Raw genomic sequence first — 26,130 nt, 5'->3', positions numbered from 1 at the left:
ACTTTAACACTGTATTTCTAGTGGATAAATATACTTTTTTAAGATAGGAGAAAATACTTGTAGAATAACTTTGGTGCATCTCACTAAGCAGTTCAATTGTATCGGGTTCCTAAAAGGACTATTATTGGAGAAAATGGAAGGGGTGCATTGAATGGATTTAAACCAATGGTTTCAAAAAGGATTGACTGTAGATGGGTACATAAATGCTATGACCACTAATAAAGAGGAAATGTTGACAATCTATGAGCGTTTTACCTTAACGGAGGAAGATAAGAATAGGCTCGAGGCATTAAGGCCGCAAAAATTACGTTCGATTGTCTTATCCGAAGATTGGTGCGGTGATGCGATGCTGAATAACCCCATTTTACTGAAAATAGCTGAAGCGGCGGGAATGGAAGTCCGTTTTGTGCTCCGCGACTCTAATTTGGAGTTAATGGACCAATATTTAACCAATGGCACGTCGAGAGCGATTCCGATTTTTATATTTATCAATGAAGACGGAAATGAAGTCGGTGTCTGGGGGCCAAGGGCACCAGAATTGCAGGCTTTTGTGATGGAAAAGCGCGCTGCCTTGCCAGATAAAGATGCTCCTGAATTCCAAGCGAAACAGACTGAAATGTTTAAGAATCTTCGAGCAACCTATCAATCAGATCCATCGATTTGGCAAACCGTTGCCAATAGTATCATGTCAACACTTTTAAAATAAGGGTATGTCATAGCTTATTGTTGATTTTGGCACCCTGTTGATCTACGTTCCAGGCGCGAAGACTCCTGCGGGAGGACGGGGCAGGGGAGACCCCGCAGGAGCGCAGCGACGAGGAGGCTCCCCGGACCGCCCGCGGAAAGCGAAGCTTCTTTCGTTCCAATCAACAGGCAAGTTTAACAGAGCCTAAAATAAAAAAAGGATCCCAAGGCAGCCAATCTAGCTGAAAGGGGATCCTTTTTTCAAAGGTTTTTTAATACGCCGCTAAATAGACGCTTACGCTTTCATTACATTTTATATCCGCTTCCCTTAGGCGGGATGCGGTCATTAATTAACTTTTTATCATTAATTTTTGGTTCGATACCCAAGATGAAATTACGAATGTTCGAGCGGTGCAAATAAATTAAGAATAACGAGAATACTATAAAGATAAGTTCTAATTCAAGCTTAGAAGATACTAAAGAATAGATGAGCATACTAATGCCAACGGTGATCGAGCCGATAAAAACATACTTGGTTAAAAAGATGACTAAAAAGAAAGCCACATAGGCAATGACGAGGAGATAGATGTCTGCGATTAACAAAGCCCCGGCAGTGGTGGCAATTGCTTTTCCGCCTTTGAAGCCGGCAAAAATGGGAAAGCAATGACCAACAACAGCTGCTAAACCAAAGTAAAGGGGTTCTGCGTCAAGGTTGAAGTAGATAGGCAGGTAGGCTGCCACAGCGCCCTTAGCCAGATCAATAATTAGAACGAACACAGCAGATTTTTTACCAAGAACCCTTAGTGTATTGGTAGCCCCTGGATTTTTACTGCCATGTTCCCGGATATCAACACCAAAAATCAACTTGCCCACAATTAAGGCTGTGGGAACGCTTCCAACTAAATAGGAAGCAAAAAGTAAGAACCAAAACATACGAATCATTCCCTCAACTATTATTTTAGTAAAATTCCCATTATTCATAGATTCTATCATATTTAAGTGGTATTATTTTGTTTAATTGTCAGTATTAGTAAAGAAAAGGGAGCGCTCGACATGAGACAAATTGATTTTGGTCAAGTTGCTAATAGCTATGCAAGTTCAAGAGAAGATATTCCAGTCACCTTAATGGATAGTTTGCTGCTTCGAAATATTTTTTTTGATGGAAAAAAAGTGGCCGATATCGGTGCAGGTACAGGTGCTTTAACTAGGAAAATGGCGATGCGAAAAGCCAATGTGATTGGGATTGAGCCATCACAAGGATTACTATCGCAAGCTTCTGAATTGAATCGGATGAAGAATTTTACGATTCCGTATCAGCAGGGTACCGCTGAATCGACGGGATTAGATGATTCACATTATGATATTGTCACGGTTATGCGGGCTTGGCATTGGTTTGACCGGCCAAAGGCAATAGAAGAAGTAAAACGTATCTTAAAAGCAAGAGGGACGTTAATTGTCATTGATTCAGGTTTTCTATCAGGAACCTCAGTAGTGGAAAAAACCTTTGAGGTCCTCAAAAAAAATGTAAAAGAGGGCTTAAAACCAGCCGGTTCGAAGGCAGACTCCAACATGCGAATCAATGGCTTTCCGATAGAGTGGTTTGCAGAATGGGATCAAAACGGGTTTGAAGTAAGAGACTTTTATAAGATAAATTATTCAGTCAACTTTACAAAGCAGGGATGGATTGAACGAATCGAATCAATCTCCTGGCTGGCAGGATTAGATGAAGCCGTTCGAAAGCAGGCCCTTCTTGAGTTAGAAAAGGCCTTGCCAGATCAGGGACAATGGGCTATTCCCCATGAATGTAATGTCTGCATCCTAAGATTAGAAGCGTAGTATTGTAGGTAAATAAACGATATAATAGACAACATACTAGCGCACCTATAAAGGATGATGAATTTGAGTAAGAAACTAAAAATCCAACCACCGAAAATACCAACCGGTTTAAGTTCGTTTGATTATAACAATAGAGAAGATTCTTATATTAACATGGCGCTCATTAGCGACTGTACGATCTCACAAGAGGATATTGAAAAAGTACGATTCGAAGAGGTTGTGTTTAAAAACGTTACCTTTCTCGATGGATCGTTTCGCTACATTCAATTAACCGATGTTATTTTTGAACGGTGCGACCTGTCCAATGTAGACTTTACCGATGGAATCATCCACCGGGTCGAGTTTCGTGATTGTAAACTGCTCGGATTAAATCTTGCAGATGCGACGTTAAGGAATGTCTTTTTTGAAAATTGTAATCTGAATATGGGATCGTTTGGATATGCAGATTTGAAAGAAATGAGGTTTGAAAATTGTTCCCTGCGCAGTGCAGATTATTATGAAGCCAAGTTCAATAAACTTGAATTTAAACACTGTGATCTCGAAGATTCGAACTTTACGGGAACCCGGCTTGCTGGAGTCGACCTTAGCAGTTGTAAATTTAACCGCTTAAATCTCTCACTTGATAGTGTGGCAGGGTGCATTGTTTCTGCAGATCAGGCGATTGGATTTGCAAAGCTTTTAGGATTGGAAATTAAAGAATAAACTATTTTGATAGATGCTAAAACCGTGCGGCCGCCATCCGCACGGTTTTTATATTCAACTGCAAAAATGAGCGTGGTATGATGAAGAGAATTGAAAAAAATATTTTTAAAAATGGTGTAGGGTTATGTAAATAGCGTTTCGTCTATTAATTGAGTAACAAAAAAGAAAGGGGGAGAGAACCATTAGTGATGCAGCTTTAATAGAAAATGTGCTGGACGGCAATGATCATGCCTTTCGACTTTTGGTTGAAAAGTACCGTAATGATGTGTTCCGGACCATCTTTGCTGTGCTTCGCGACCAAAAAGAAGCAGAAGACGCCGCACAGGAAGTATTTCTGAAAATTTATACCTCTCTCCCCCAATATCAAAATCAAGGGTTTAAGACGTGGATAACGCGAATTGCCGTTAATCATGCGATAGATGTAAAACGAAAACATGTGAGAAAACGAGAGGAAGTGGCGGAAGACCTTGAACAACAGGTTGCAGGGTCGCCGAAGGATAGTGTTGAAAAAGAGATAATCGAACTAGATCGAAGAAGGCTTGTTAGGAAAAAGCTTGATGAACTGCCTGAAAATTATCGTGATGTTATTTACGGATTTTATATTGCGGATAAAAGCTATCAGCAAATGGCTGAAGAACAGAATGTGCAGGTAAAAACCATTGAAACAAAGCTGTACCGGGCCCGCCATTGGATGAAAAAGAATTGGAAGGAGGACGATTTTTCATGAAGCATTACACTTTTAATGAGTGGTTGCAATACGTTAATGACGAAATCAATGAGAAAACCAAAGAGGAATTAGAAAATCATTTATATTCGTGCGACCAATGTCTCAACCATTATTTAATGGCCGTGGAAACGAGTGAATCATCGCTTCCAGTTCTACCAGACAGTGACTTTACCGAGTTGGTCATGGCGGAGGTTTCAAAGCAAAAAACGGAATTACAAGTGTCTTGTCTAGATCGGAAAGTGGATATCGATTCTAGTATTCAACCGGTGCCAACGGAGCCAATCATAAAGAAGGTAGAAGAGAACAAGAAAAAACCATTTTATCAGCAAGCAGCCTTTCATTATCTGCTTGCAGCGGCCGCGACACTTTTATTAACCTTCTCAGGAGTCTTTCAATCGCTAGCTGCTTATGCAAACTCGCTCGAAAGGCCGCAGCAACTTCAGGAAAAGAAGCCTTCAGTGACGGAGGGCGTTATTAATAAAACTTTTGCATGGATGGATTCACTAGAAAAAAAGGAGGCAGTTAAGAAATGAAAAATCCGACAAAAGCACTGACCTTATCCTTATTCCCGGGTCTTGGTCATATTTATTTCGGCAACATGTTTCGCGGAGTCCTTTATCTACTGTCGGTATTGGGGCTGGCATTCGTTACGGTCATTGGGTTAGTCACAAATAATGAGGAAGTCTCCATCGTGACCTTTATGTTAGGACTGTTCCTGTATCTTATCAGTTTCATCGATATGGGTGTGCAGGTTTCCAAACATAAAAAGGTGCTTAAGTCTGCTAACCCAGATGGAGCGCAGACACAGGTTTCGCAAGATTCAGAACGGTTTTATACGATTGTTTTATCATTTATCCCAGGCTTAGGCCACTTCCAAATTGGCTTAATGACCAGAGGATTAACGCTTTTGGCTACTTTCTTGGGTCTCGGGGTTATGGTCATATTCGTGACAGCTCTCTCCAACCGAGATGAATTTATGGTCTTTTTAGCCGCCCTGCCGATTATTTGGGTGTATGGATTTTTTGATGCCGTTCAACAGGTAAACAAAAAACAGCGCGGAGAGGTACTTGTCGATAGGACGATCTTTGAAGACTTTGAGATGCGGCGTGAAGATGGTAAAAAAAGCAAATCGATCGCCACATTTCTCGCTATTTTTCCAGGAGCAGGACATCTGTATCTTGGCCTGCAGCGACGGGGCATCCAGTTAATGGCAGCATTTCTGTTTTCTATCTATATTTTGGATACGTTACGACTTGGGATCTTCTTGTTCTTAATTCCGATTATCTGGTTTTATAGTTTTTTTGATGCAATGCAAAAGGTTTCAAGGTACGGAGAAGAAACGATAGAGGATGTACCGATTATTGCGTATTTCCTTAATCATCAAAAATGGGTAGGGATTGGGCTTGTTTTGATGGGTCTCTACTACCTCTTGATGAATGTCTTCCTTCCGGCTTTCTCACCGATTCTAAACAGGTTAATTAATGTTGATGTGATGTATTGGGTACAAGGGTATCTACAAACAGGACTTGTCTGTATCCTGTTGATTGGCGGGGGCATTAAGCTTTTATCTGGAAGCAAACAAAAACGGGAGGAAAAAAAGCATGAATAAGTGGGGAAAAACGATTGCAGGCGCAGCAATAATCGGATTCGGAATTGGGTTCCTTTTTAGAAAAAGAAGGGGTGGAGAAGAAGGATGAGAACTTGGCGTGTTGGAACGTTTTCGATGGGAGCCTCACTTGTATTCCTTGGTCTTTTCCTCTTTTTTTCAAAGTTTATGGGGTTAGACCTTGTGCAGGTGATGACAGCTTGGTGGCCGCTTTTATTGGTTGTCCTCGGTGTTGAGATTCTCGTTTATTTGTTTTTGTCACGACAGGAAAAACCGGTGTTAAAATATGATTTTCTAAGTATTTTCTTTGTGGGAGTCGTCGGAACGGCTGGGATTGCATTCGCGATTTTGAGCACAACGGGTATTATCGGGAAAGTGGAAGAAGTGATGGCGAGGGAGGAGCGCACGTTTGAACTGCCTGCTTTTTCCCGCCAAATGGATGAAAACATCAAACGGGTGGTAGTCAGGTCGGTGGGCCATCAGTTAACGGTTGAATCGACGGAAGAAAAAGCGGTATCTTTGTTCGGGACGTATCGGGTGCAAACAGCCAAAAAGACGAAGTTACTTCAGAGTTCCGATGATATCATTTCGGCAAACCAAAAGGGTGATACGCTTTATTTAAACATGAAGTCACTGCCCAATGAAGTTAGTCCGTTCAATGCTAGTGGGGAGGTTGCCGCAACACTGTTGGTTCCAAATAATGTGAAGCTTGAAGTGGTTGGCAGTGACAATTCACTCACGTTAAAGCCACGCTCTCTTGTGAATGACTGGAATATTGAGAGTGTCGCTTCGATTGTGGTCGATGTTGCTGCCAATAGTAATTTGAAGGTTGAGGCAGTGGGTGTTCAAGAGCTTAGAGGAAAAGAAGGAGATTGGAAGGTGTCGCAGAAAAAGACTTCTGATGGCATCGATAATGGTATGAAAGATGGAGTTTATCAATCAGGTGAAGGGAAATACCACATCAACATTGCCAATGCCTATGAGATCAACCTGAATACGAATCAATAACTAGAGTAGACATAAGGATTTAGTTCCTATATGTCTTGTTTTTTGCAAAAAAATAAAAAAACGTTATGATAGGAGATGAATGTTAGAAGGTAAGTTAGTATCTCCGCATAGCGATATGTTTGTAAGCAAGAACAATAATTGGTAGAATATTGAAATGAGCGGATAGCTATTACCGATGTTGATTTCAAAAATAGGATGATGAAACGATGAAAAGAGCAAGACTGATTTATAATCCTACCTCAGGACGTGAAATTCTGAAGCGGAATCTTCCAGAAATTCTTCAGAAGCTAGAAATGGCTGGATATGAAGCATCTTGTCACGCGACAACGGGTGCAGGGGATGCGACGGAAGCAGCACGGATAGCTGTTGAGCGTAGGTATGATATTGTTATTGCAGCTGGCGGTGACGGAACGATTCATGAGGTGGTTAACGGCCTCGCGGAACAGGAGTATCGTCCGCGATTAGGGATTATTCCAGCTGGTACGACGAATGATTTTGCCCGCGCCCTGCACATTCCAAGAGATATTGGAGCGGCGGTGGATATCATCACAAAAGGGGAAATGATTCCAGTCGATATTGGACGCATCAATGACCGGTATTTTATTAATATTGCTGGCGGCGGTAGACTCACCGAGATTACATACGAAGTTCCAAGTAAGTTGAAAACGATGCTTGGTCAATTGGCATACTATTTAAAAGGGATGGAAATGCTTCCTTCCATTAAACCATCTAAGGTATCGATTGAGTATGATGGGAAGTTATTCGATGGGGAAGCCATGCTGTTTCTGGTAGGACTGACTAATTCAATCGGCGGGTTTGAAAAGCTGGCACCTGATGCATCGATTAACGATGGACTATTTTCGCTTCTGATCTTGAAAAAGACCAATCTTGCTGAATTTATTCGAATTGCGACATTGGCTCTTCGTGGTGACCATATCCATGATCCCAATGTCATCTACACACAGGCAAACCGGATTAAGGTTCATGCGACGGAAAAGGTGCAGTTAAACTTGGATGGAGAGTTTGGCGGATTGTTACCAGCTGAGTTTGAGAACCTCTATCGTCACTTAGAGGTGTTTGTGCCCCTTGAAGATATCAGACCGAATGACCGCCCAACCGATTGGGAAGCAGGGAAAAGATATAGCTAAGAAAGCTCGTTCCAATAGGACGGGCTTTTTTTCTATTGAAAAGGGAATTATGTAAACGTTATAGAATAATCTGTAATGAATGATGGATAAACGGTTGAAGGGGTGTATGGAATTGAAAGCACTAATAAATATTGATTATACCTATGATTTTGTAGCAGAGGACGGGGCATTAACATGCGGCGAGCCCGGACAAAAGATTGAAGGAAAGATTGTCGAACTGACCAAAGAGTTTATCGCGAATGGAGAGTATGTCGTTTTTGCGATAGATGTTCATGACCGTGGAGATGAGTTCCATCCGGAAACGAAGCTGTTCCCTCCGCACAATTTACGTGGAACTACAGGTAGAGACTTATTCGGTGCCCTCAAGGCAGTATATGAAATGAATAGTCAGCTTGAAAATGTTGCATTTATGGATAAAACGCGTTACTCGGCGTTTGCGGGAACGGATCTTGAGATGAAATTACGGGAACGCGGGGTTACTGAGGTCCATTTGGTCGGGGTCTGCACTGATATTTGCGTGCTTCATACTGCTGTCGATGCCTACAATAAAGGCTTTAAGATTGTGGTATACAAGGATGCAGTGGCATCTTTTAATCAAGCTGGCCATGAATGGGCGCTTGGTCATTTTGAACAATCCCTGGGAGCAGAGGTTAAATAGACTTAGACTTTCAAGTGTGTTATTGGTTATAATGATGAAAAAGCTGAAATAGTACTTCGGAGGTCAGGTTATGAAACACTTTTATCACGATGATAGTTTAACTCTGCATACGGATCTATATCAGATCAATATGGTAGAAACGTATTGGAGAGATGGGATACATAATAAACGTGCGGTCTTCGAACTATTTTTCCGCAAGCTTCCGTTTGGGAATGGTTATGCTGTCTTTGCTGGCTTAGAGAAAGTGATTCAGTTTATTCAAGGCTTCCGCTTTAGCGAGGAAGATCTCGAGTATTTAAAAACTGAAGTAGGTTATAAGGATGATTTCATTCAATATCTGAAAGATATCCGCTTTACTGGAACGATCTGTGCGATGGAAGAAGGAGAGCTTGTTTTTGGCAATGAACCAATTATACGGGTGGAAGCTCCTCTGGCAGAAGCGCAATTGATTGAAACAGCCTTGCTTAATATTGTGAATTACCAAACATTAATTGCGACGAAGGCATCACGAATCAAGCAAGTCGTCGGCAATGAAGTAGCGATGGAGTTTGGGACAAGACGGGCGCAGGAGATGGATGCAGCGATTTGGGGTACGAGAGCAGCCTATCTTGCAGGGTTTGAATCTACAAGCAATGTCAGAGCTGGAAAGCTGTTTGGCATTCCTGTATCGGGAACACATGCGCATTCGATGGTCCAAGCCTATAAAGACGAATATACAGCCTTCATTAAATATGCCGAATCGCACAAGGATTGTGTCTTTTTAGTAGATACATACGATACACTCCGTCTTGGTGTGCCCAATGCCATCAAAGTGGCAAAAGAATTAGGGGATAAAATTAATTTTATCGGCATCCGTCTTGATAGCGGTGACCTTGCCTACCTTTCGAAGGAAGCGCGCAAAATGCTCGATGAGGCCGGATTCACTGACGCAAAGATTGTAGCCTCCAGTGATTTAGATGAATATACGATTATGAGTTTGAAATCGCAGGGTGCCAAAATTGACAGTTGGGGAATAGGGACGAAGCTGATTACGGCTTACGACCAGGCAGCACTTGGTGCGGTTTATAAAATTGTGTCCATTGAGGGCGATAAAGGGAAAATGGAAGATACGATCAAGATCTCATCCAATCCGGAAAAGGTTACAACACCAGGATTGAAGAGGATTTATCGAATCATCAATAATACAAATAACCATGCCGAAGGAGACTATATTGCCTTAGCAGACGAAAGACTCCCTGAAAAGCGGCTGCGGATGTTCCATCCAACCCATACGTTTATGAACAAAGTGGTAACCAATTTTACCGCAAAAGAATTACATGCGAGGATCTTTACGAAAGGCGAGCTTGTTTATGAAGTGCCGTGCTTGGAAGAATCACGTGATTATTTGAAGCAAAACCTCGATGCACTTTGGGATGAGTATAAGCGGATCATGAATCCTGAAGAGTACCCCGTTGACTTGAGTCAAAAATGCTGGGATAACAAGATGAGAAATATCGAAGAAGTGAAAGAAAAGGTTGCAGCTATGAAAGATGACCAAGAAGCGGGATTTTGATTAAAAAGGGCAGACTCCAATGGGATGTTACGATACTCCCCCATAGAGTCTGCCCTTTATTTATTTTTGCCTAAAGAAGTCAGTAAAGGCATGGAAAATTTCGATTCCCTGGTAGGTTAGCATGCTTGCGGCCGAAATCGAAAAGAAACCGATGATAACAAAGCGAATCCACATAATTGATTACCTCCCTTTATCATTATTTAATATTGAATGATAAGGGAGATTGGATCACATAGTTTGATTGATACAATTTGGGAATTAGAAAAATAAAGCTTTTGTCAAAATGGATGAACAAATAAATAAGCGGGGTCACAGCTGCTGTAAGGACGGTCGTCATGACTATGAGTGTTAGTATCACAACCGGCAGTTTTTTCTCATTCTCCCATTGGTCCTTCACCTTGCCGTCATCAATGTTGATGACCGCTTTGACATCAGTGTGTGAGTGTGGAAGTGAGTGCGTAAAGTGAATAAAGGTGAAAGAAAGGAAGGCAAAGAGTAACGGAATGGACAGGTTTTTTATTAGCTTAATCTTGATCCACTCCTTCCAATCATGAGATTGTTTTAATCATATATACTTTTATTATATTTGAAAACAAAAAAATTCTGACAATTTTTTCGCTTTTTTCTAAAAAAGGGCCCTTGTCCTCAGCAAGTTTCGCAAACGGTCATGCTTTGTGTTACAATCTTAGCAGTCAAAACGTGCAAAGGAAGAAACGAATGAGCAGAATAATTCCGGTTAATAAAAATGAGTATATAGATGTAGTTTTTGAAGATTTAACCCATGACGGAGCGGGTGTGGCCAAGGTTGATGGGTACCCGTTATTTGTTCCAAACGGACTGCCGGGCGAAAAGGCAAAAGTGAAGATCATTAAGGTGGGCAAAGGGTATGGCTTTGGAAGATTGGTGGAGCTGTATGAAAAAAGCCCTGACCGCGTCGATATTGAACGCAGCGAGCTCCATAAATATGGCGGCTGCCAACTTGAGCATATCAGTTATGAAGGCCAGCTGAAATATAAAGAGAACCAGGTACGTCAAGTGCTTACACGGATAGGTAAATTAGAAGATGTTGTTGTTCATCCGATTTTGGGGATGGACAATCCCCTGCATTACCGCAACAAGGCACAGGTGCCTGTTGGGGAAAAGGACGGCAAACTGATAGCAGGCTTTTTTAAACCGAGGAGTCATGAAATTGTTGATACCAATGAAAGTGTCATTCAGCTGCCTGGAATAAATGAAGCGGTGCGTGTGGTGAAGGAAATTTGCAATGAACTGGGAATCCCTGCTTATCATGAGGAAACACATAAAGGGGTACTCCGCCACATCATGGCAAGGTATGGGCAGCAAACGGGTGAACTGATGGTGGTCATCATCACAAGAACGACCGATCTTCCAAAGAAAGATCAGTTAGTGGAGCAAATGGTGGCTCGTCTGCCGAAACTAAAGTCAATTATTCATAATGTGAATTCTAAACGGACCAATGTTATAATGGGGGCCGTAACAAATGTTTTGTGGGGGAATGAAGTCATCTATGACTTTATCGGTGATGTGAAATTCGCCATTTCCGCACTTTCCTTCTATCAAGTTAATCCTGTTCAAACAAAGGTATTATATGATAAAGCGCTGGAATATGCCGACCTTAGCGGGGGAGAAAGCGTGATTGATGCCTACTGTGGAATTGGAACGATTTCTTTATTTTTAGCCCAAAAAGCACGAAAGGTGTTTGGCGTGGAGATCGTTCCCGAGGCGATAGAGGATGCCAAGCGGAATGCTTCATTGAACGGAATGGAGAATACCGAGTTTGTGGCTGGAGAAGCTGAGGTTGTGATTCCGAAGTGGTATAAGGAAGGGAATGTCGCAGATGTCCTGGTCGTGGACCCGCCACGCAAGGGTTGTGATGAAGCCTTATTACAGACCATTATCGAGATGAAACCAAAAAAGGTCGTCTACGTATCCTGTAATCCTGCTACCCTAGCAAGGGATTTGCGGATATTGGAAGACGGAGGATACAAAACTTTAGAAGTACAGCCGGTGGATATGTTTCCGCAGACAACACATGTGGAGTGCTGTTCACTACTAATATTGAAGAAATAAAAAATAAATGTGGCCGTGTGTAAATAAGTCTCTCTGATATGTCAGGGAGGCTTGTTTTTTTATCATTTAGTTAAATGAAAATCCACCCCATGAGCCGTTTGGTTAATAAAGTGGGGAATAATTTATTTTTACCTTACCAGATCAAAAGAAGCTAGGTACTGCCTAGCTTCTACTTTTCTATATTAAATAGCTCTAGTTGTTGATTTGTTTAATATAATATTCCCTTCTATCTTCATCCTAAACATAATATCTAAACACGACTATATCACTTTAAATAATATTATGTATTTCATTTTAAACGATACTCATTTATAATGTAGCTTAATTGAATATAAATAACTAGGGGTGCCCAATAAGTTGGGCTGAGAAAGAAACACGATGAAGTTTCTTGACTCTTGGGACCTGATCTGGATCATACCAGCGTGGGGAAGTTAGAATAGACAATCTTCAATGCAACTATACTTCTGCATACATTTTAGCCGGGTCCAACCATTTATGGTCCCGGCTTTTTGATGTACTTTTTTACGCTTATTCACTTGTTATGTTCTGTATCTCGTCCTTTATATTCAAAAAAAGGAGAGATTTATTATGTCAACGACTTCATTAAACGAACAAAATATTTCCATCATGTCTAGTTTTCCAGGAAGTAAAAAAGTATATGTAACAGGTTCGAGATCCGACATTAAAGTACCAATGCGTGAAATTGAGTTAAGCCCTACTACAGGTACGTTTGGTGAAGAGGAAAATCTTCCAGTACGCGTATATGATACAAGCGGTCCTTATACGGATCTAAATTATTCTGTTGATATTTCAAAAGGTCTTCCTGCCATTCGGAGCACATGGATTCATGAACGAGCAGATGTTGAAGAATATGAAGGTCGAGAAATTAAGCCTGTAGATAATGGGTATAAGGATGAAAAAGATCCTCGTGCCAATCATAACGTGTTTCCGGGTTTGAGGCGCAAACCATTACGTGCAAAAAAAGGGAAAAATGTTACACAGCTTCATTATGCAAAAAAGGGAATTATTACTCCTGAAATGGAATTTATCGCAATAAGGGAAAATATGAAACCTGAATTTGTGCGTGATGAAGTTGCAAAAGGTCGAGCGATTATTCCTTCTAATATCAATCATCCAGAGTCAGAACCTATGATAATAGGACGTAATTTTCATGTTAAAATTAACGCGAATATCGGTAACTCTGCTGTTTCATCATCCATCGAACAAGAGGTTGAAAAAATGACATGGGCGACACGCTGGGGTGCTGATAATATTATGGATCTATCAACAGGTAAAAACATTCATAAAACAAGAGAATGGATTATTCGAAACTCAGCCGTTCCTGTCGGCACCGTCCCCATTTATCAAGCACTTGAAAAAGTAAATGGTGTTGCTGAAGATCTTACATGGGAGGTTTACCGTGATACCTTGATTGAACAAGCGGAGCAAGGTGTTGATTACTTCACAATTCATGCTGGTGTTCTTTTACGATATGTTCCATTAACGGCCAAACGGTTAACAGGTATTGTATCCCGCGGTGGTTCAATCATGGCACAATGGTGTTTACACCACCATAAAGAAAGCTTTTTATATACTCACTTTGAAGAAATCTGCGAAATAATGAAATCTTATGATGTTGCATTCTCTTTAGGGGATGGTTTACGTCCTGGGTCTATTGCAGATGCGAATGATGATGCGCAGTTTGCAGAATTAGAGACTCTTGGAGAGCTAACAAAAATTGCTTGGGAACATGATGTACAGGTGATGGTTGAAGGACCTGGACACGTACCTATGCACCTAATTAAAGAAAATATGGATAAACAACTAGAAGTGTGTCAGGAAGCACCATTCTACACACTTGGACCTCTTACGACTGATATAGCACCTGGTTATGATCACATTACATCTGCTATTGGGGCTGCAATGATTGGTTGGTATGGTACTGCTATGCTTTGTTATGTAACGCCTAAAGAACATTTAGGATTACCGAATAGAGAGGATGTTCGTGTAGGGGTTATTACTTATAAAATTGCCGCCCATGCTGCTGATTTGGCAAAAGGACATCCAGGAGCACAAAAAAGAGATGATGCCTTATCAAAAGCTCGTTTTGAATTCCGTTGGAGAGATCAGTTTAATTTATCTTTAGATCCTGAACGAGCCATAGAATATCATGATGAAACTTTACCTGCGGAAGGTGCAAAAACAGCACATTTCTGTTCAATGTGTGGACCAAAATTTTGTAGCATGAGAATCTCTCAAGATATTCGTAATTATGCGAAAGAAAACAAACTTGATACGAAGGAAGCTATTGAAACAGGTATGAAGGAAAAAGCTAAGGAGTTTAAGCAATCTGGGGGCAGCATATATCAGTAACTTTCTTGGGAGGTCATACGGATGAATGTTCAAAAGATTAAAGAGGAAATTACGCAAATGAAAACTAGCCTTGCTTTTTTAGAGGAGCGTTTAAAGGGGATTCAGCAAAATTGTGATCATCGTTTTGATGGCGATCAATATTATGAAAAATGTTTGAAGTGTTATAAGGTAAACGTATTATATTATTAAACAAAAAACTCGACAAAAAGACACTCTCAACAAGAGGGTATTAAAAAGATAGCCATGTAACCTTACCTTGATTAATAATCGGGGTAAGGTTTTTTATTTTTCTCTATAAAATTCCATAGTAAAAACTATTAATCACTTTTTATTATTACAAATGTAAGAGAAGGTAATTCGCAATTATTAGGATTTTAATATCACATTCCAGAAACAGGGCATGACTATGACTATTGTGAATATGATGAGGTTTATCTTACTTAGAAGTCTCTGTTAAATAGTATTGGTGATTTTCTCCTTAAATTAATAGAACTAAATCTATATATGGAAAAAGGTTAGAAACCTGTATGTAGAAAGCTTTCATCATCCATTGACTGGTGCTTTGACGGGCGTTCGCATACGGCTACTATTGAGCTGTTGGCGCCTTAATTGAGTTGTAAAAACGCATGACATTTTTTCGTGTCATGCGTTTTTTGATAAGGCGTGATGTACTATTTCCGCCAAAAATTCGTATATTCTGCTTTATCCTGAATATTAAATTCAATCATTTTCTCAAGCAATTCGTAATTTACCGGCTCATTCCACGGAATTCGAAACAAGCCTTTGGTAGCGCTGTAGCCAGCTTGTGCAATGTCATCGGCAAAGTGCGCAATGCCTGCTTCTTCGGGTGAAACGCTTAAATGATACTTCGCTGTGGAAAAGCCGATGATAAATGTGCCGTGATCGGAAAACATTGGCGTATTCCACTTTATTTGCGGTTCCAAATTTGGGAATTTATTAGCAACCCACGCCAAAATTTCTTCTGTTCGGTCGCGGTGGTCGGGGTTATCGATATCTGTTAAATATTTTACAAAAACTTCCATGTCTTCCTCCTTCGATATTATGCAATAGTCGCCAAAAATTTGAATTCTCAGCCTTATCCTTGATATTAAATTAAAATATCTTCTCTAGCAATTCGAAATTAACTGGTTCAGTCCATTGAATTCGGAACAAGTGTGAAGAAGCGCTGTAGCCAGCTTGGGACTACAACTATGACTAAATACCATTTACATCCAGCACTCCAGTCATGTGGAGTGCTGTTACTACTGGTTTTGAAATGAAAGTAGACCATCCAATCGATACTTTTATATTTCAACGGTGACATTCCATGTTAGACATGCGTAGATAGAATAAAGTATGGAGACTTTAAAAAAATTGTAAACTGATAAAGCTGCTTTGCATAGGAAGCACCTTTTGGTATGTTGTTTCCATTTCATTTTTGTACTAGAACCTCTTTCAATATTCATTAATAAATAGGCAACTTTACAGTTACACACGTTCCTTCATTCGGCTTACTACGAACCTCAATCGTTCCTTCATGAACATCTACAATCCATTTACATAAAGACAATCCAAGCCCAGTTCCTCCTTGACTTCTTGATCTGGAATCGTCCGCGCGATAAAATCGCTGAAAAATAAAAGGCAAGTGTTCCTCTGAAATCCCGATCCCATTATCAATAACATTAATATAAATGAATTTTTCCGTCCTGTTTGCCTTGATTTCCACTGTGCCACCTTCTGGAGTGTACTTAAGCGCATTTTCAATTAAGTTAATAAATAATCTTCGTAAGAGATCTTCATCCCCGAATAAAATGAATGGATCGGGTATTTGAATATGTAATTCAATCTGTTTTTTCATTTCCAATGATAGTAAATGATTCCTAACATTTTGGAATAAGAGCATTCCGTCAACGGTTTTTCGCTCTATCAGATTTGAATTAGAGGTATTTCTCGATAAATATAAGAATTTTTCTACCATATCAGATAAATAGATGACCTCTTCCAAAACAGCATACAGGACGTCTTTATATTCCTCTTCAGATCTATTTCTATTTAAAGCAACATCCAATTCTCCTCGCATAATGGTTAAGGAAGTACGAAGTTCATGAGAAACATCGGAAGTAAACTGCTGAATTTGCGTGAAAGAGCTTTCTAGTCTGTCAATCATATGATTGAGAGTTTTAGATAAACTATACAATTCATCTTCCGGCCCTTCAATAGGCAGCCGTTCGTGTAAACTGGTTGCAGTAATGGTATTAGTCGTACTGATAATTTGATGAATCGGCTTCAGAGTTTTTTTCGAAATCAACCATCCCATCACGATTGATATTCCTAGGAATACAAAATTAGAGATGATAATAATGTTCCGCAACTGATCAATGGCGAAATGCCGTATCGTGTCGTTTGTAGCAACCGTAATTCTGTATGTCAATTTATTTTCTGATATCAGTTGCATGGACATCGCACGAAGCGGTATCCCATTTAGCTCGGGATCCCAGCTGAAGGTATTCTCGTCCATCTTCTTTAAAGTTTCTGAATCGTTGATGAGTTGGCCGTCCAAATTTCGAGATTCTGCAATGATTTGCCCTCGATCAGTTTCAATGATCCAATAGATCTCTTCTTGATTTACGCTTTCAAAACTTCGCAATCGGTTGATGTGTTGTTCGATTTTAGAATACGAATCCCCTTCCTCCAAACAATAGGCAATCAAACCAAGTTCTCGGGTTAGGATCGAATCGACTTCTTTGGTTACCATTTCAGAAAATGTAAAATATAAGAATCCGCTAAATAGGAATAAAATGAAAATAAACATAATCGAATGCCAAATCGTAATTCTCCATACGATACTTTTTAAAAACCTCATGATGGTTTATTCTTCACTTTTGATTATATAACCAATACTATAAACCGTTTGTATTAGTTTTAAATCAAAGTTTTTATCGATTTTATTTCTTAAGTGATTAATATAAACATCCACTACATTGGTTCCTATGTTATAAGCATCCGTCCAAACGCGTTCTAGAATTAACGTTCTAGATAAAATCTTACCGGCATTTCTCATCATAAATTCCAAAATAGCATATTCCTTATTGGAAAGGAATATATGGAGTCCCCCTCGAGTCACCTCTCTCGTAGAAGGATTCAACGTCAGATCCGCTACTTGTAAAAGAGGTGATGCCTTTTCTTGGTCTCGTCTTAATAGACACCGTATACGTGCTAATAACTCCGTAAAAGCAAATGGCTTTGTCATATAATCGTCCGCTCCTAAATCGAGTCCATCTACTTTATCTGCCACGGAATCTTTGGCACTGAGAATAAGGATAGGAATATTTTTTCCATTCAACCTTAGTTCCTTAATCAATCGCATTCCATTTTTCTTCGGAATCATAAGGTCGACAATCATAAGATCATATTCTTCTGCAAATGCGAGTTCAGAAGCCATTTCACCATCATTCGCTAAATCTACAACATAATGGTGTTCTCTTAATCCTTGCGATATAAAACGGGCTACCTTTGACTCATCTTCAACCAATAACAACCTCATGTCCATTTCCCCTAACAAATTCACTCATTCTACATACCTATAGTGATAATCATTATCAATCATTTATAATAATATCTTAAATTATCACTCTTTTCTGGTCAATCAGGTAATAGTTTCCATTGGGGATTCAGCTAAAACAACTCCTCTTCATTAAGCAACATGATAATTTCCTAGATTTATTATCTAAACTGATAGATACCTTTAAATACCTAATTGATAATATGCATATTAACTTAACATTCATAAGGTAAGTTCAACATTAAAATCGAGTAAAATATTAAATTTTTTTAATTTTATTTTAAATAGTTTTTAAGAATTTTTTTATAATATATCGCCAACGGTTTAAAAGTGATAATGATTATCATTGTCACTTTTGCATTGATCAGCAAATATTTTAGAGGGGGCCTATGATGCAAAATCAAAATAATTCCGGAAAACACGTTTTTCATCATTTAGTTGTTTTAATGCGTATTCTATTTGGAATAGGCTGGCTATTAGCGGGAGTAACAAAAATTTTAGGTGAAGGGGGTTCTTCAGGACATTCTTGGTTTGCTCAACCCGGAGTATTTCTCAGTGATTACTTGGTGAAATCATTAGATAAACCAAATGTACCTGAGTTTTATAAATTTTTTATAGAAGAGGCAGCCTTGAAGCAAGTGATGGCATTAAATTATACCATTCCCATCGTTCAGGTGATGGTTGGTTTATTTCTCATCGCCGGGTTTATGATACTTCCGTCCATTCTGACATGCCTCTTTATGCATATTAATTTTCTTCTTTCAGGAAACATCAATATAATGAGCCTTACCCTTTATACAAGTGCCTTTGGATTGTTACTAAGTGGAAGACAAATGTATCGTTTAAGCTTGGATAAATATTTCAAGTTAGATCAGTTATTGAACTTTACTATTAATAAATCCAGAGACTTCACTTTCCCTAAATTTAAAGAAATGTATCCCCAAGACGATCTTAAAAAACTAATGCAAGACAGTATTAACGAGATTGCAAGTTCTGTTGAAAAAGCCCAGGTATCCCAAAATGAACGGATTGAACAATTTATCACTTATATTCAAGAAACTTACTTTAGTGAAAATAGTCATATTGAAAAAGAAAAGCAAGTAAAATCATTAATTCGTCAAGAATAACATCATTTTGACTCCCTTATAGACCATTTTTTATAAGGGGCTGTGAAAATAAATAGTTTAGGAGAAATGACTTAATTACGTAAATGAAGCTATCTTTAATTGATAATGATTGTTATTATCAATTAAAGATAGGAAATGACATAATAATCAATTTTCAATTATAGAGTCATAAATTAAAGGAGAGAAGAACGATAATGAGAACACTACCATGGAAAGTGATGACAACATTCGCATTGGCTTCATCACTTTTATTAACGAGTGCCTGCTCAAACGAGAGGTCAACTGCAAAAAAAGATACAAAAGCTGAAACGGAAACAGAAAAAAGCAGCGTATCAGTTCCAGTGAAAGATTATACGTTTGATACAGCCGCGAATATGTTTGCTTATGCAGAATTTGAGCTCTCCGGAGAGCCGTTAGTAGAAGGTCTTGGCTTAGATTTAGATGTTCTTGATGTTAGAAAGCTTGATCAACCATCCCAATTTGACTACACAGCAGGTGTTGAATCATATGAATATTCGGAAGAAGCGATGTATGAAGTAACTGAAAAATCCGGCCTAGGCTTACATTTGATCCACGGACCGGCGGTTGCAGAATTAGCAAAGAAAGCAGGTAAAGACGCACCGACTATGCTAGGGGAACGATTTTATGAAATGGCAGACAGTGTCGGTTATCCAAAAGATGAGTTGTTTAGGAATATGTTTCCAACATTAATTGAATATTCCACTGGTGACCCGCACTACATACAAAAAGTGGATACAAATGTTTATGCAAAAAATGACGATGACTCTTATGTCCCAATGTATCAGGTGAATTTTGAAACATTGCGCTGGGGTCGGGCAAAGATGGACAAAACGTTAAATCCGTCAGCATATGGAGCAACCTTCTTGAAGCAAGCGCTTTGGGCTGGAGACTTTATGGGAGGCTTACATAAAGTAGACAGCGATGAAGAACTTGAAGCGACATCACCGAAAGATGATGATGACGCCAACATCGCGTTAGGGGTTAGTTCAGCTGATGGGATGCAGGGAGCCATTCTGACGGAACAAATTTGGAACAAGCTGGCCTACATTCGCGACGGATTATTTTATGATACAGCTAAAAAGCAGCTGACGGCTGGGACTGGAAGCAAATATAATCCGGCTAATGGCTTTGTTTATTTGCCGCACCAAATCGAAGTCGTGGAAGACGGCAATGATGAGATGCCAAACTCCAAACAATTGACCGTAAAAGATGCACGAAGCATGCTGCAAGATCAATGGCTGATGCTGTGGCCGGCATCCGAATTTTACGGCATGACAGATCAGCGCCCGGAAAACAAAGCGCAAAACCCGGCGTTTTTAGCCGCATTTGACGGTAAACCGTTTCCGAGTGCAGCTAAGGAGAATGTAGATGGTTCTGTTGCCAACGATGTAAAGGCATCTGATCCTTATTCCATCAACCGAGATGTGTTGCTGCAAGTTTTTAAAAATATCGATGCCATGCACTTTAACAATGAAGCGGGAGCTTTTATCGATCAACATGACGGAAAGACACAGGGAGCGCATGTAGATACATTCCAGGCCGGATACACGACAGAGGCGCTGCGAATGTTCCAGCGTGCGATTGACGGTCTTCCTGTCGGATACGCCAATGGTGAGGATGCAAAAGGATTAGAGACAGAAGAAGGAAAGCGTGCTCTGGAAATGATTAAAAAGCAAGCCGACTTTATCATCAATGAGTTAAAACGTGAAGATGGCCTAGTTGCAAACGGCTATACGATCGGAAAAGGCCAGGACGATACAGAGCCAACTTTAGATGCACAACTCGGAGCGATTAGAGGCTTGACTGGAGCATTCTTAGCAACGAAAGACACGAAGTACCGCGATGCTGCCCGTGCGCTATACCAAGCGATGGATGAGAAGATGCTCGATAAAGAAACCAATTTATATTACACAAGTAAAGATGAAATGAAATATAGCCCAATGACAGCAGGGGCTTTATCAGCTGTCTTCCGTGTTGCCTTAAATAACCTATACAATGCGGACGGAGACCAAGATACGCTGTCAGCTCTGGACCGTGAAACCATAATCTCCCGCTATGTTGCTTTTTACGATACGGTTATTGACGGGCCATCGTTACAGGAAGGAATGCAGGCAAGTGAGTTCTGGGATACAGGAGATGCTTATATTGACGGTAAAAAGCTTGGGAATACCGACAAAGACAATGTTCCACAAGTGCAGGCAGGGCACGGGAAATATGGGATTGCTCCTGTTTTAGTGAATGTAGAAGTGAAGAAACGGTAAGGAAGGAAATATTATGTGGTGGAAGAGACTCTTGCAATTAACAATTTTATCTGCAACGGCCATTATCGCTGTAAGCTGTATGCCGGAACAAATGGTCACGACCAAAGAGGTCCTTCGTAACCAAGCTGTTCACAGTGATAATATGGTGCTAAATGACAAAGGTGATACACTTTATGTAGCCAATATAGATGTAGACACCGTATCGATCCTTGATGCAAAAACGAAAAAAATACTAGCGGAAGTTTCGGTCGGAAAACAGCCGCAGCAGCTAACCCTAAGTCCCGATGGCCAATACGTGTATGTCTCGTGTTTATTTGATAACCAGGTAGACGTCATTTCTACAAATAAGAGGAAAGTGGTCGACTCCATTGAGGTTGGCATTCAACCATTTGGGCTTGTCACAAGCCCAAATGGTGAAACACTTTATGTAGCAAACTATCAGTCTGGTACGCTATCTATCATTGATACAAATGAGAGGGAAGTAAAGAAGGAAATAAAAATTGGTGACCGTCCTAGAACGATTGCTATTACAAAGGATGGGAAAAAGCTATATGTTCCTCATTACTTAGATGGAAATATTTCGGTCATCGACACAGGGGAAGACAAAGTGACAAAGACTATTACCTTGGCAAATTCACCGGATCAGCCTGACCGTAAGAAAAGCCAAGGGATTCCGAATACGTTTGAGCAGTTTGTAATATCGCCTGACGGGAAAAAGGCGTTTGTTCCACACTTGTTAACGAATATCGATACCCCTATTCATTTTGAAGAAACGATTTTTCCTGCAGTGTCAGTTATTGATCTGGAAAAAGATGAAGAAATCGTAGATGAACGAAAAGAGCTCTTTGACGAAATGAATATTCGGGATGTAAAAAATGATACCATCATCGTAGCGAACCCATATGATGTAGCCTTTCAGCCGGATGGCAGTAAAGCCTATGTGGTTATGTCGGGCAGCGAAGACCTGGTCGTTTTTGATTTAACACGCGGCGGAAATGCGACACAGATTTTGCGCCGCATTAAAGGAGATAACCCACGGGGGATTGTCATTTCAAATGATGGAAAGTCACTTTATATCCATAATGCGATGAGTCATAATTTAGCGACGATTCAAACAGGGGGAGACAGCCCTTATGCACGTGCCAAAATGTCGGGGGAGCCTGTTAAGCTGATTAAAAAAGACTCTCTGTCAAAAGAGGTGCGGAAAGGTAAAACAATATTTTACAGTGCCAACAGTGATGAATTCGCCACAAGCATAACAGGGAACAACTGGATGAGCTGTGCCTCCTGCCATGCCGATGGGGACATGAATCGCTTAACGTTAACGACGGCAAAAGGTCCACGTAATATTCCAAGCAACGTGGTGACGACGGAAACAGGGCTGTTTTTGTGGGACGGATCACGCAATGAGTTTACGGATTACATTCATACTGTTCAAGGCGAAATGGGAGGCATGATGGAACTTGATCCTGCCAAACCGATCCCAGAAGATGTACAGCATATGTATGATGCACTCCTGGCCTTTTTGAAAGATCCAAACTCGTTTCCACCCCCTCAAAGTCCTTATCGGAAAAAAGATGGCAGTTTAACAAACACAGCCAAAGAAGGAGAACGGTTGTTCAACGGAAAAGGAAACTGTCTCAGCTGCCATGGAGGTGAGTTCTTCACTGACAGCGGCAAGGCTGTGAATGGAGAAGGAGAGCTGACGGAACGAAACACAAACTTTCTCCATGATATTGGAACAAGAAGCAAACTCGACGTGCCTTCAAAAGGAGATGCACGCGGTCAATATCAGAATCCTCGTGATGGTAAAAAATTTGATACTCCAACTTTAAGGGGTGTTTGGGCAACTGCGCCGTATTTTCATGATGGCAGCGCAAAGACCATAGAGGATGCGATTGAACGTCATGGAAATGACAGCATTCCGAAGCTATCAACATGGGAAGTGAACGCCATTGCCGAATATATTAAATCGATTGAATAGTCGAAACCTGTCGTGAAAGCGGCAGGTTTTTTTGTAAAGAAAGTTCTCTTATTTTAATGATGACTCCTGTTAGCTCTTTTTCACGAACCGCGACTTTATTTAGGCAAGCTACAATAATTTTATATAAAGTTTTATGAAGGAATGTAAACAAATAGTTAATTTTTGTAAGCCATAAAGGATTTTAGTATACCCCAAATTGAAATAGTAAAAGATACTGGGTTTGGGGGAGGAGAGAGTGAGTATGAATAAATATCTTTTTATATGATTAACGTTAATTTTCTCATTCTTGCCTTTTGCATGTTCTAGAAATGAAAAAGTTATAGAAATAGAAAAAATTATCTGGGTAGAAAGGAGGGAAAATTTTGTTTTTAAAAATTGTAAAGAATGATTTCCTCAGGAAGAAAATCATAACTGTGACAGTGTTTATATTTATAACCCTGGCAGTTCTTTTGGGGGCTAGTGCAACAAATATCATTGCAAATCTGATTCAGTCGATGTCGGAACTGCAAGAATCCGCAGTTCCAGCTGACATTACGCAGATGCATTCGGGAGATTTTGACCAGACGGAAATCGATAAATTTACAGAAGAAGAGCAGGAGAATATAGCGATGCAGGAGACGATGGTTCTTCTGTCCTTTGAAGGAAGTAATATCCATTTTGGTAATAATGAAACGATGGCTGGAACGGTACAGGATATTTCATTTGTTGTACAGAATAAGAAATTTGATTTTATATTGGATCTAGAAAATGAAAAACTGGATGTGAAGGAAGGCGAAGTGGCGGTTCCCATCTATTTTATCGAAGAATATGACTTAAAAATAGGTGATACGATTACGGTGGAATATGAAGGGTATCAGAAAAAGTTTGTCATTTCAGATTATGCTAGAGATTATGAGATGAACTCTTCCCTTACTTCTTCGAAACGGTTTGTTCTTAATCAGGCGGACTATGGTGAAATGCTTGAAAATGAGGTAGGGGAACTGGAATATCTTATTGAATTCAAGCTGATGGAAAACGGGGATTCTCAAGGACTACAGACTGCATACAAGGAAGCAGGTCTTCCGGCAAACGGTCCTACTGTCGGAGGAACGATATTTCTGATGTTTAATGCCATGTCAGATGCGGCAGTTGCGTTGGTCATTATACTTATCAGTATTCTGCTGATTATGATAGCTGCGTTCTGTATCAGACTCACGTTTCTGGCAACGATTGATGAAGATTTAAGAGAAATCGGTGTTATGAAAGCGATCGGAATATCCAAAAAGGATATAAAGAAGGTATATCTTAGCAAATACAGAGTCATGTCAGTGGCAGCCGGTATAATTGGCTATCTGCTTTCCTTTGTGGTGATATACCTGTTTAACGGTAATATGAGACTTTATTTATCTTCGGATTTATCAGGAAACTTAAAATATGTTCTATCTCTTATTGCTCCATTATTTGTATATGTAATGATTGTGATGGACTGCAAGAGAGTACTAAAAAGAATCGATAAGATTTCTGCGGTGGAAGCATTACGTTCAGATATCATGGAGCGTGGAAAGAACCAAAAATACAGTTTTTCACTGCTTAAGAACAAATTCTTTAGCACTAATATATACATGGGTCTTAGGGATGTATGGATGCGTTCCAAATTATACGGATTATTACTAATTATTTTTGTCGTATGTACGTTTATTGTAATTCTCCCCTTAAATCTGTATAACACCATGAATTCACCGGAATTTTCCACATACATGGGAATTGGAAAAAGCGACATGAGAATCGATCTTCGAAAGACAGATACGATTACAGAAGATTTTAATAAGCTGCAGGAAGAGCTGCAGAATGATTTGGATATTGAGAAGCATGCGGCCTACATCACCAGTTCTTACCAGGTCAAAAATGTGGAAGGTTCCTGGGACTATATTAATATTGAAGCCGGAGATTTTTCCGTATTTCCACTGAATTATCTGGAGGGAAGATCACCGGAGGGTGAAGGGGAGATCTCACTTTCCCATGCAAATGCATCAGAAGACGGATTAAACAAGGAAGTGGGGGATGAAGTAGTAGTTAAGAATGCCGGGACAGAAAAGACATTGAAAGTATCTGGTATCTATCAAGATATTACAAATGGCGGAAAAACAGCAAAGGCGGATACCAGTCTTGGCGTAAATGAAGATGCTGTTCTTTGGTATATTGTGAGCATGGATGTGGCTCCCGGCGTTGATATTAATGAGAAAATGGACCACTATCGGAATGCCTATGATTCTGCACAGGTAAATGATATCGAAGAATATACACAACAGACTCTTGGAAATATCATTGATCAGATGAGTACAATTGTTATCGGCGGAATCGCCATTGCAGTAATCATTGTTGTATTGATAACTGCATTATTCCTTAAGATGTTATTGTCAAAAGATAAGTCCCAGATTGCCATCATGAGAAGTGTGGGATTAACTTCTAAAAACGTTAAACATCAATATATGGCAGGAACGTTGATGGTACTGATATTGGGAATCATACTTGGAGTACTGGCTTCTGATTATTTAGGGGAGTTTCTTGTAAGTATGGCAATGTCCTATATGGGAGCTGCAAGAATTGAATTTGTTCATATTGCTTGGCAGACTTGGCTTCTATGTCCGTTAGTGCTGATAGGAGTAGTTGGATATACGATATCTGTGTGCTGTAAGGTAACGGTAGAAGATGATTTATCTGCAGTGTTAAGAAGTTAGAACTGCTGAAAAGGGTACGGGCAGGAGATGTATCCGCGAAGGTGGAAGAAGTCTCCTTCGTGATGGCTCTGAT

The 26,130-nt window shown here is 40.0% G+C and carries 23 protein-coding genes and 1 riboswitch; of the genes, 19 read left to right on the top strand and 4 right to left on the bottom strand.

The window, feature by feature from the left end:
* Window positions 1–151: 151 nt before the first annotated feature.
* Window positions 152–706 (top strand): thioredoxin family protein, encoded by a 555-nt coding sequence (locus KW850_RS13240; protein ID WP_218348038.1) that lies wholly within the window; start codon window positions 152–154, stop codon window positions 704–706.
* 37 nt (window positions 707–743) lie between these two features.
* Complete coding sequence (locus KW850_RS13235) at window positions 744–893, top strand: hypothetical protein (RefSeq protein ID WP_218348037.1); 150 nt, start codon at window positions 744–746, stop codon at window positions 891–893.
* Window positions 894–990: 97 nt separating this feature from the next.
* Here the strand turns inward: KW850_RS13235 and plsY are convergent, their stop codons facing one another.
* The gene (plsY, locus tag KW850_RS13230) at window positions 991–1,617 is read right to left on the bottom strand and encodes a glycerol-3-phosphate 1-O-acyltransferase PlsY (protein WP_218348036.1); all 627 of its coding nucleotides are present in this window, start codon (window positions 1,615–1,617) and stop codon (window positions 991–993) included.
* Between the two features lie 120 nt (window positions 1,618–1,737).
* On the opposite strand from plsY, the gene KW850_RS13225 reads away from it, so the two are divergent.
* The 13 genes from KW850_RS13225 (at window position 1,738) to KW850_RS13165 (ending at window position 14,574) form a co-directional block, all read left to right on the top strand.
* Window positions 1,738–2,520 (top strand): class I SAM-dependent methyltransferase, encoded by a 783-nt coding sequence (locus KW850_RS13225; RefSeq protein ID WP_218348035.1) that lies wholly within the window; start codon window positions 1,738–1,740, stop codon window positions 2,518–2,520.
* 63 nt (window positions 2,521–2,583) lie between these two features.
* Entirely contained in the window at window positions 2,584–3,222 is a 639-nt protein-coding gene (locus tag KW850_RS13220; RefSeq protein ID WP_256358234.1) for a pentapeptide repeat-containing protein, read from the top strand.
* A gap of 208 nt (window positions 3,223–3,430) precedes the next feature.
* The gene (locus tag KW850_RS13215) at window positions 3,431–3,949 is read left to right on the top strand and encodes an RNA polymerase sigma factor (protein ID WP_308128796.1); all 519 of its coding nucleotides are present in this window, start codon (window positions 3,431–3,433) and stop codon (window positions 3,947–3,949) included.
* The gene (locus tag KW850_RS13210) at window positions 3,946–4,482 is read left to right on the top strand and encodes an anti-sigma factor (protein ID WP_218348034.1); all 537 of its coding nucleotides are present in this window, start codon (window positions 3,946–3,948) and stop codon (window positions 4,480–4,482) included. Before KW850_RS13215 ends, KW850_RS13210 begins: the two co-directional genes overlap by 4 nt.
* A complete protein-coding gene (locus KW850_RS13205; RefSeq protein ID WP_218348033.1) occupies window positions 4,479–5,558 on the top strand; it encodes a DUF6677 family protein in 1,080 nt (359 codons plus the stop codon). The genes KW850_RS13210 and KW850_RS13205 overlap by 4 nt, the downstream gene beginning before the upstream one ends.
* On the top strand, window positions 5,551–5,646 hold the full coding sequence (locus KW850_RS13200; protein ID WP_218348032.1) for an LPXTG cell wall anchor domain-containing protein: 96 nt from the start codon (window positions 5,551–5,553) through the stop codon (window positions 5,644–5,646). Before KW850_RS13205 ends, KW850_RS13200 begins: the two co-directional genes overlap by 8 nt.
* Window positions 5,643–6,563 carry a hypothetical protein gene (locus KW850_RS13195; protein ID WP_218348031.1) on the top strand — a complete coding sequence of 307 codons (921 nt, stop codon included), beginning with the start codon at window positions 5,643–5,645 and terminating at the stop codon, window positions 6,561–6,563. The genes KW850_RS13200 and KW850_RS13195 overlap by 4 nt, the downstream gene beginning before the upstream one ends.
* A 206-nt stretch (window positions 6,564–6,769) precedes the next feature.
* Complete coding sequence (locus KW850_RS13190) at window positions 6,770–7,711, top strand: diacylglycerol kinase (RefSeq protein ID WP_218348030.1); 942 nt, start codon at window positions 6,770–6,772, stop codon at window positions 7,709–7,711.
* 106 nt (window positions 7,712–7,817) lie between these two features.
* A complete protein-coding gene (locus KW850_RS13185) occupies window positions 7,818–8,369 on the top strand; it encodes a cysteine hydrolase family protein (protein WP_218348029.1) in 552 nt (183 codons plus the stop codon).
* A 70-nt stretch (window positions 8,370–8,439) separates the two neighbouring features.
* Window positions 8,440–9,921: a nicotinate phosphoribosyltransferase gene (locus KW850_RS13180; protein ID WP_218348028.1), complete on the top strand. Its 1,482-nt coding sequence runs from the start codon at window positions 8,440–8,442 to the stop codon at window positions 9,919–9,921.
* A gap of 717 nt (window positions 9,922–10,638) precedes the next feature.
* Window positions 10,639–12,012: a 23S rRNA (uracil(1939)-C(5))-methyltransferase RlmD gene (rlmD, locus tag KW850_RS13175; RefSeq protein ID WP_218348027.1), complete on the top strand. Its 1,374-nt coding sequence runs from the start codon at window positions 10,639–10,641 to the stop codon at window positions 12,010–12,012.
* 331 nt (window positions 12,013–12,343) lie between these two features.
* Window positions 12,344–12,458, top strand: a riboswitch (TPP riboswitch).
* A gap of 142 nt (window positions 12,459–12,600) precedes the next feature.
* Window positions 12,601–14,385 carry a phosphomethylpyrimidine synthase ThiC gene (thiC, locus tag KW850_RS13170; protein ID WP_218348026.1) on the top strand — a complete coding sequence of 595 codons (1,785 nt, stop codon included), beginning with the start codon at window positions 12,601–12,603 and terminating at the stop codon, window positions 14,383–14,385.
* Window positions 14,386–14,406: 21 nt separating this feature from the next.
* A complete protein-coding gene (locus KW850_RS13165; protein WP_026564673.1) occupies window positions 14,407–14,574 on the top strand; it encodes a hypothetical protein in 168 nt (55 codons plus the stop codon).
* Between the two features lie 482 nt (window positions 14,575–15,056).
* Here the strand turns inward: KW850_RS13165 and KW850_RS13160 are convergent, their stop codons facing one another.
* From KW850_RS13160 to KW850_RS13150, 3 genes are all read right to left on the bottom strand, one after another.
* Window positions 15,057–15,428, bottom strand: coding sequence for an iron chaperone (locus KW850_RS13160; protein ID WP_218348025.1), 372 nt, complete (start codon window positions 15,426–15,428; stop codon window positions 15,057–15,059).
* A 422-nt stretch (window positions 15,429–15,850) separates the two neighbouring features.
* Window positions 15,851–17,248 (bottom strand): sensor histidine kinase, encoded by a 1,398-nt coding sequence (locus tag KW850_RS13155; RefSeq protein WP_218348024.1) that lies wholly within the window; start codon window positions 17,246–17,248, stop codon window positions 15,851–15,853.
* A 6-nt stretch (window positions 17,249–17,254) separates the two neighbouring features.
* Window positions 17,255–17,929, bottom strand: coding sequence for a response regulator (locus KW850_RS13150; RefSeq protein WP_218348023.1), 675 nt, complete (start codon window positions 17,927–17,929; stop codon window positions 17,255–17,257).
* A gap of 407 nt (window positions 17,930–18,336) precedes the next feature.
* Here KW850_RS13150 and KW850_RS13145 point away from each other — a divergent pair, with 407 nt between their 5' ends.
* From KW850_RS13145 to KW850_RS13130, 4 genes are all read left to right on the top strand, one after another.
* Window positions 18,337–19,074, top strand: coding sequence for a hypothetical protein (locus tag KW850_RS13145; RefSeq protein ID WP_256358233.1), 738 nt, complete (start codon window positions 18,337–18,339; stop codon window positions 19,072–19,074).
* A 194-nt stretch (window positions 19,075–19,268) separates the two neighbouring features.
* Window positions 19,269–21,356, top strand: coding sequence for a glycoside hydrolase family 88 protein (locus KW850_RS13140; protein WP_218348022.1), 2,088 nt, complete (start codon window positions 19,269–19,271; stop codon window positions 21,354–21,356).
* Between the two features lie 13 nt (window positions 21,357–21,369).
* Window positions 21,370–23,340 (top strand): beta-propeller fold lactonase family protein, encoded by a 1,971-nt coding sequence (locus tag KW850_RS13135; protein WP_374226325.1) that lies wholly within the window; start codon window positions 21,370–21,372, stop codon window positions 23,338–23,340.
* Between the two features lie 362 nt (window positions 23,341–23,702).
* Entirely contained in the window at window positions 23,703–26,057 is a 2,355-nt protein-coding gene (locus KW850_RS13130) for an ABC transporter permease (protein ID WP_218348021.1), read from the top strand.
* The last annotated feature ends 73 nt before the right edge of the window (window positions 26,058–26,130 follow it).

Source organism: Bacillus sp. sid0103 (assembly GCF_019219025.1).
Note: the sequence above shows the minus strand (reverse complement) of the source record. Positions and strands in the feature narration are given on the sequence as shown.

Coding starts and splice junctions, on each gene's coding strand:
- KW850_RS13240 (WP_218348038.1), top strand. CDS start 152: ATGGATTTAAACCAATGGTTTCAAAAAGGATTGACTGTAGATGGGTAC.
- plsY (WP_218348036.1), bottom strand. CDS start 1,617: ATGTTTTGGTTCTTACTTTTTGCTTCCTATTTAGTTGGAAGCGTTCCC.
- KW850_RS13225 (WP_218348035.1), top strand. CDS start 1,738: ATGAGACAAATTGATTTTGGTCAAGTTGCTAATAGCTATGCAAGTTCA.
- KW850_RS13210 (WP_218348034.1), top strand. CDS start 3,946: ATGAAGCATTACACTTTTAATGAGTGGTTGCAATACGTTAATGACGAA.
- KW850_RS13205 (WP_218348033.1), top strand. CDS start 4,479: ATGAAAAATCCGACAAAAGCACTGACCTTATCCTTATTCCCGGGTCTT.
- KW850_RS13200 (WP_218348032.1), top strand. CDS start 5,551: ATGAATAAGTGGGGAAAAACGATTGCAGGCGCAGCAATAATCGGATTC.
- KW850_RS13195 (WP_218348031.1), top strand. CDS start 5,643: ATGAGAACTTGGCGTGTTGGAACGTTTTCGATGGGAGCCTCACTTGTA.
- KW850_RS13190 (WP_218348030.1), top strand. CDS start 6,770: ATGAAAAGAGCAAGACTGATTTATAATCCTACCTCAGGACGTGAAATT.
- KW850_RS13185 (WP_218348029.1), top strand. CDS start 7,818: ATGGAATTGAAAGCACTAATAAATATTGATTATACCTATGATTTTGTA.
- KW850_RS13180 (WP_218348028.1), top strand. CDS start 8,440: ATGAAACACTTTTATCACGATGATAGTTTAACTCTGCATACGGATCTA.
- rlmD (WP_218348027.1), top strand. CDS start 10,639: ATGAGCAGAATAATTCCGGTTAATAAAAATGAGTATATAGATGTAGTT.
- thiC (WP_218348026.1), top strand. CDS start 12,601: ATGTCAACGACTTCATTAAACGAACAAAATATTTCCATCATGTCTAGT.
- KW850_RS13165 (WP_026564673.1), top strand. CDS start 14,407: ATGAATGTTCAAAAGATTAAAGAGGAAATTACGCAAATGAAAACTAGC.
- KW850_RS13160 (WP_218348025.1), bottom strand. CDS start 15,428: ATGGAAGTTTTTGTAAAATATTTAACAGATATCGATAACCCCGACCAC.
- KW850_RS13155 (WP_218348024.1), bottom strand. CDS start 17,248: ATGAGGTTTTTAAAAAGTATCGTATGGAGAATTACGATTTGGCATTCG.
- KW850_RS13150 (WP_218348023.1), bottom strand. CDS start 17,929: ATGAGGTTGTTATTGGTTGAAGATGAGTCAAAGGTAGCCCGTTTTATA.
- KW850_RS13145 (WP_256358233.1), top strand. CDS start 18,337: ATGATGCAAAATCAAAATAATTCCGGAAAACACGTTTTTCATCATTTA.
- KW850_RS13140 (WP_218348022.1), top strand. CDS start 19,269: ATGAGAACACTACCATGGAAAGTGATGACAACATTCGCATTGGCTTCA.
- KW850_RS13135 (WP_374226325.1), top strand. CDS start 21,370: ATGTGGTGGAAGAGACTCTTGCAATTAACAATTTTATCTGCAACGGCC.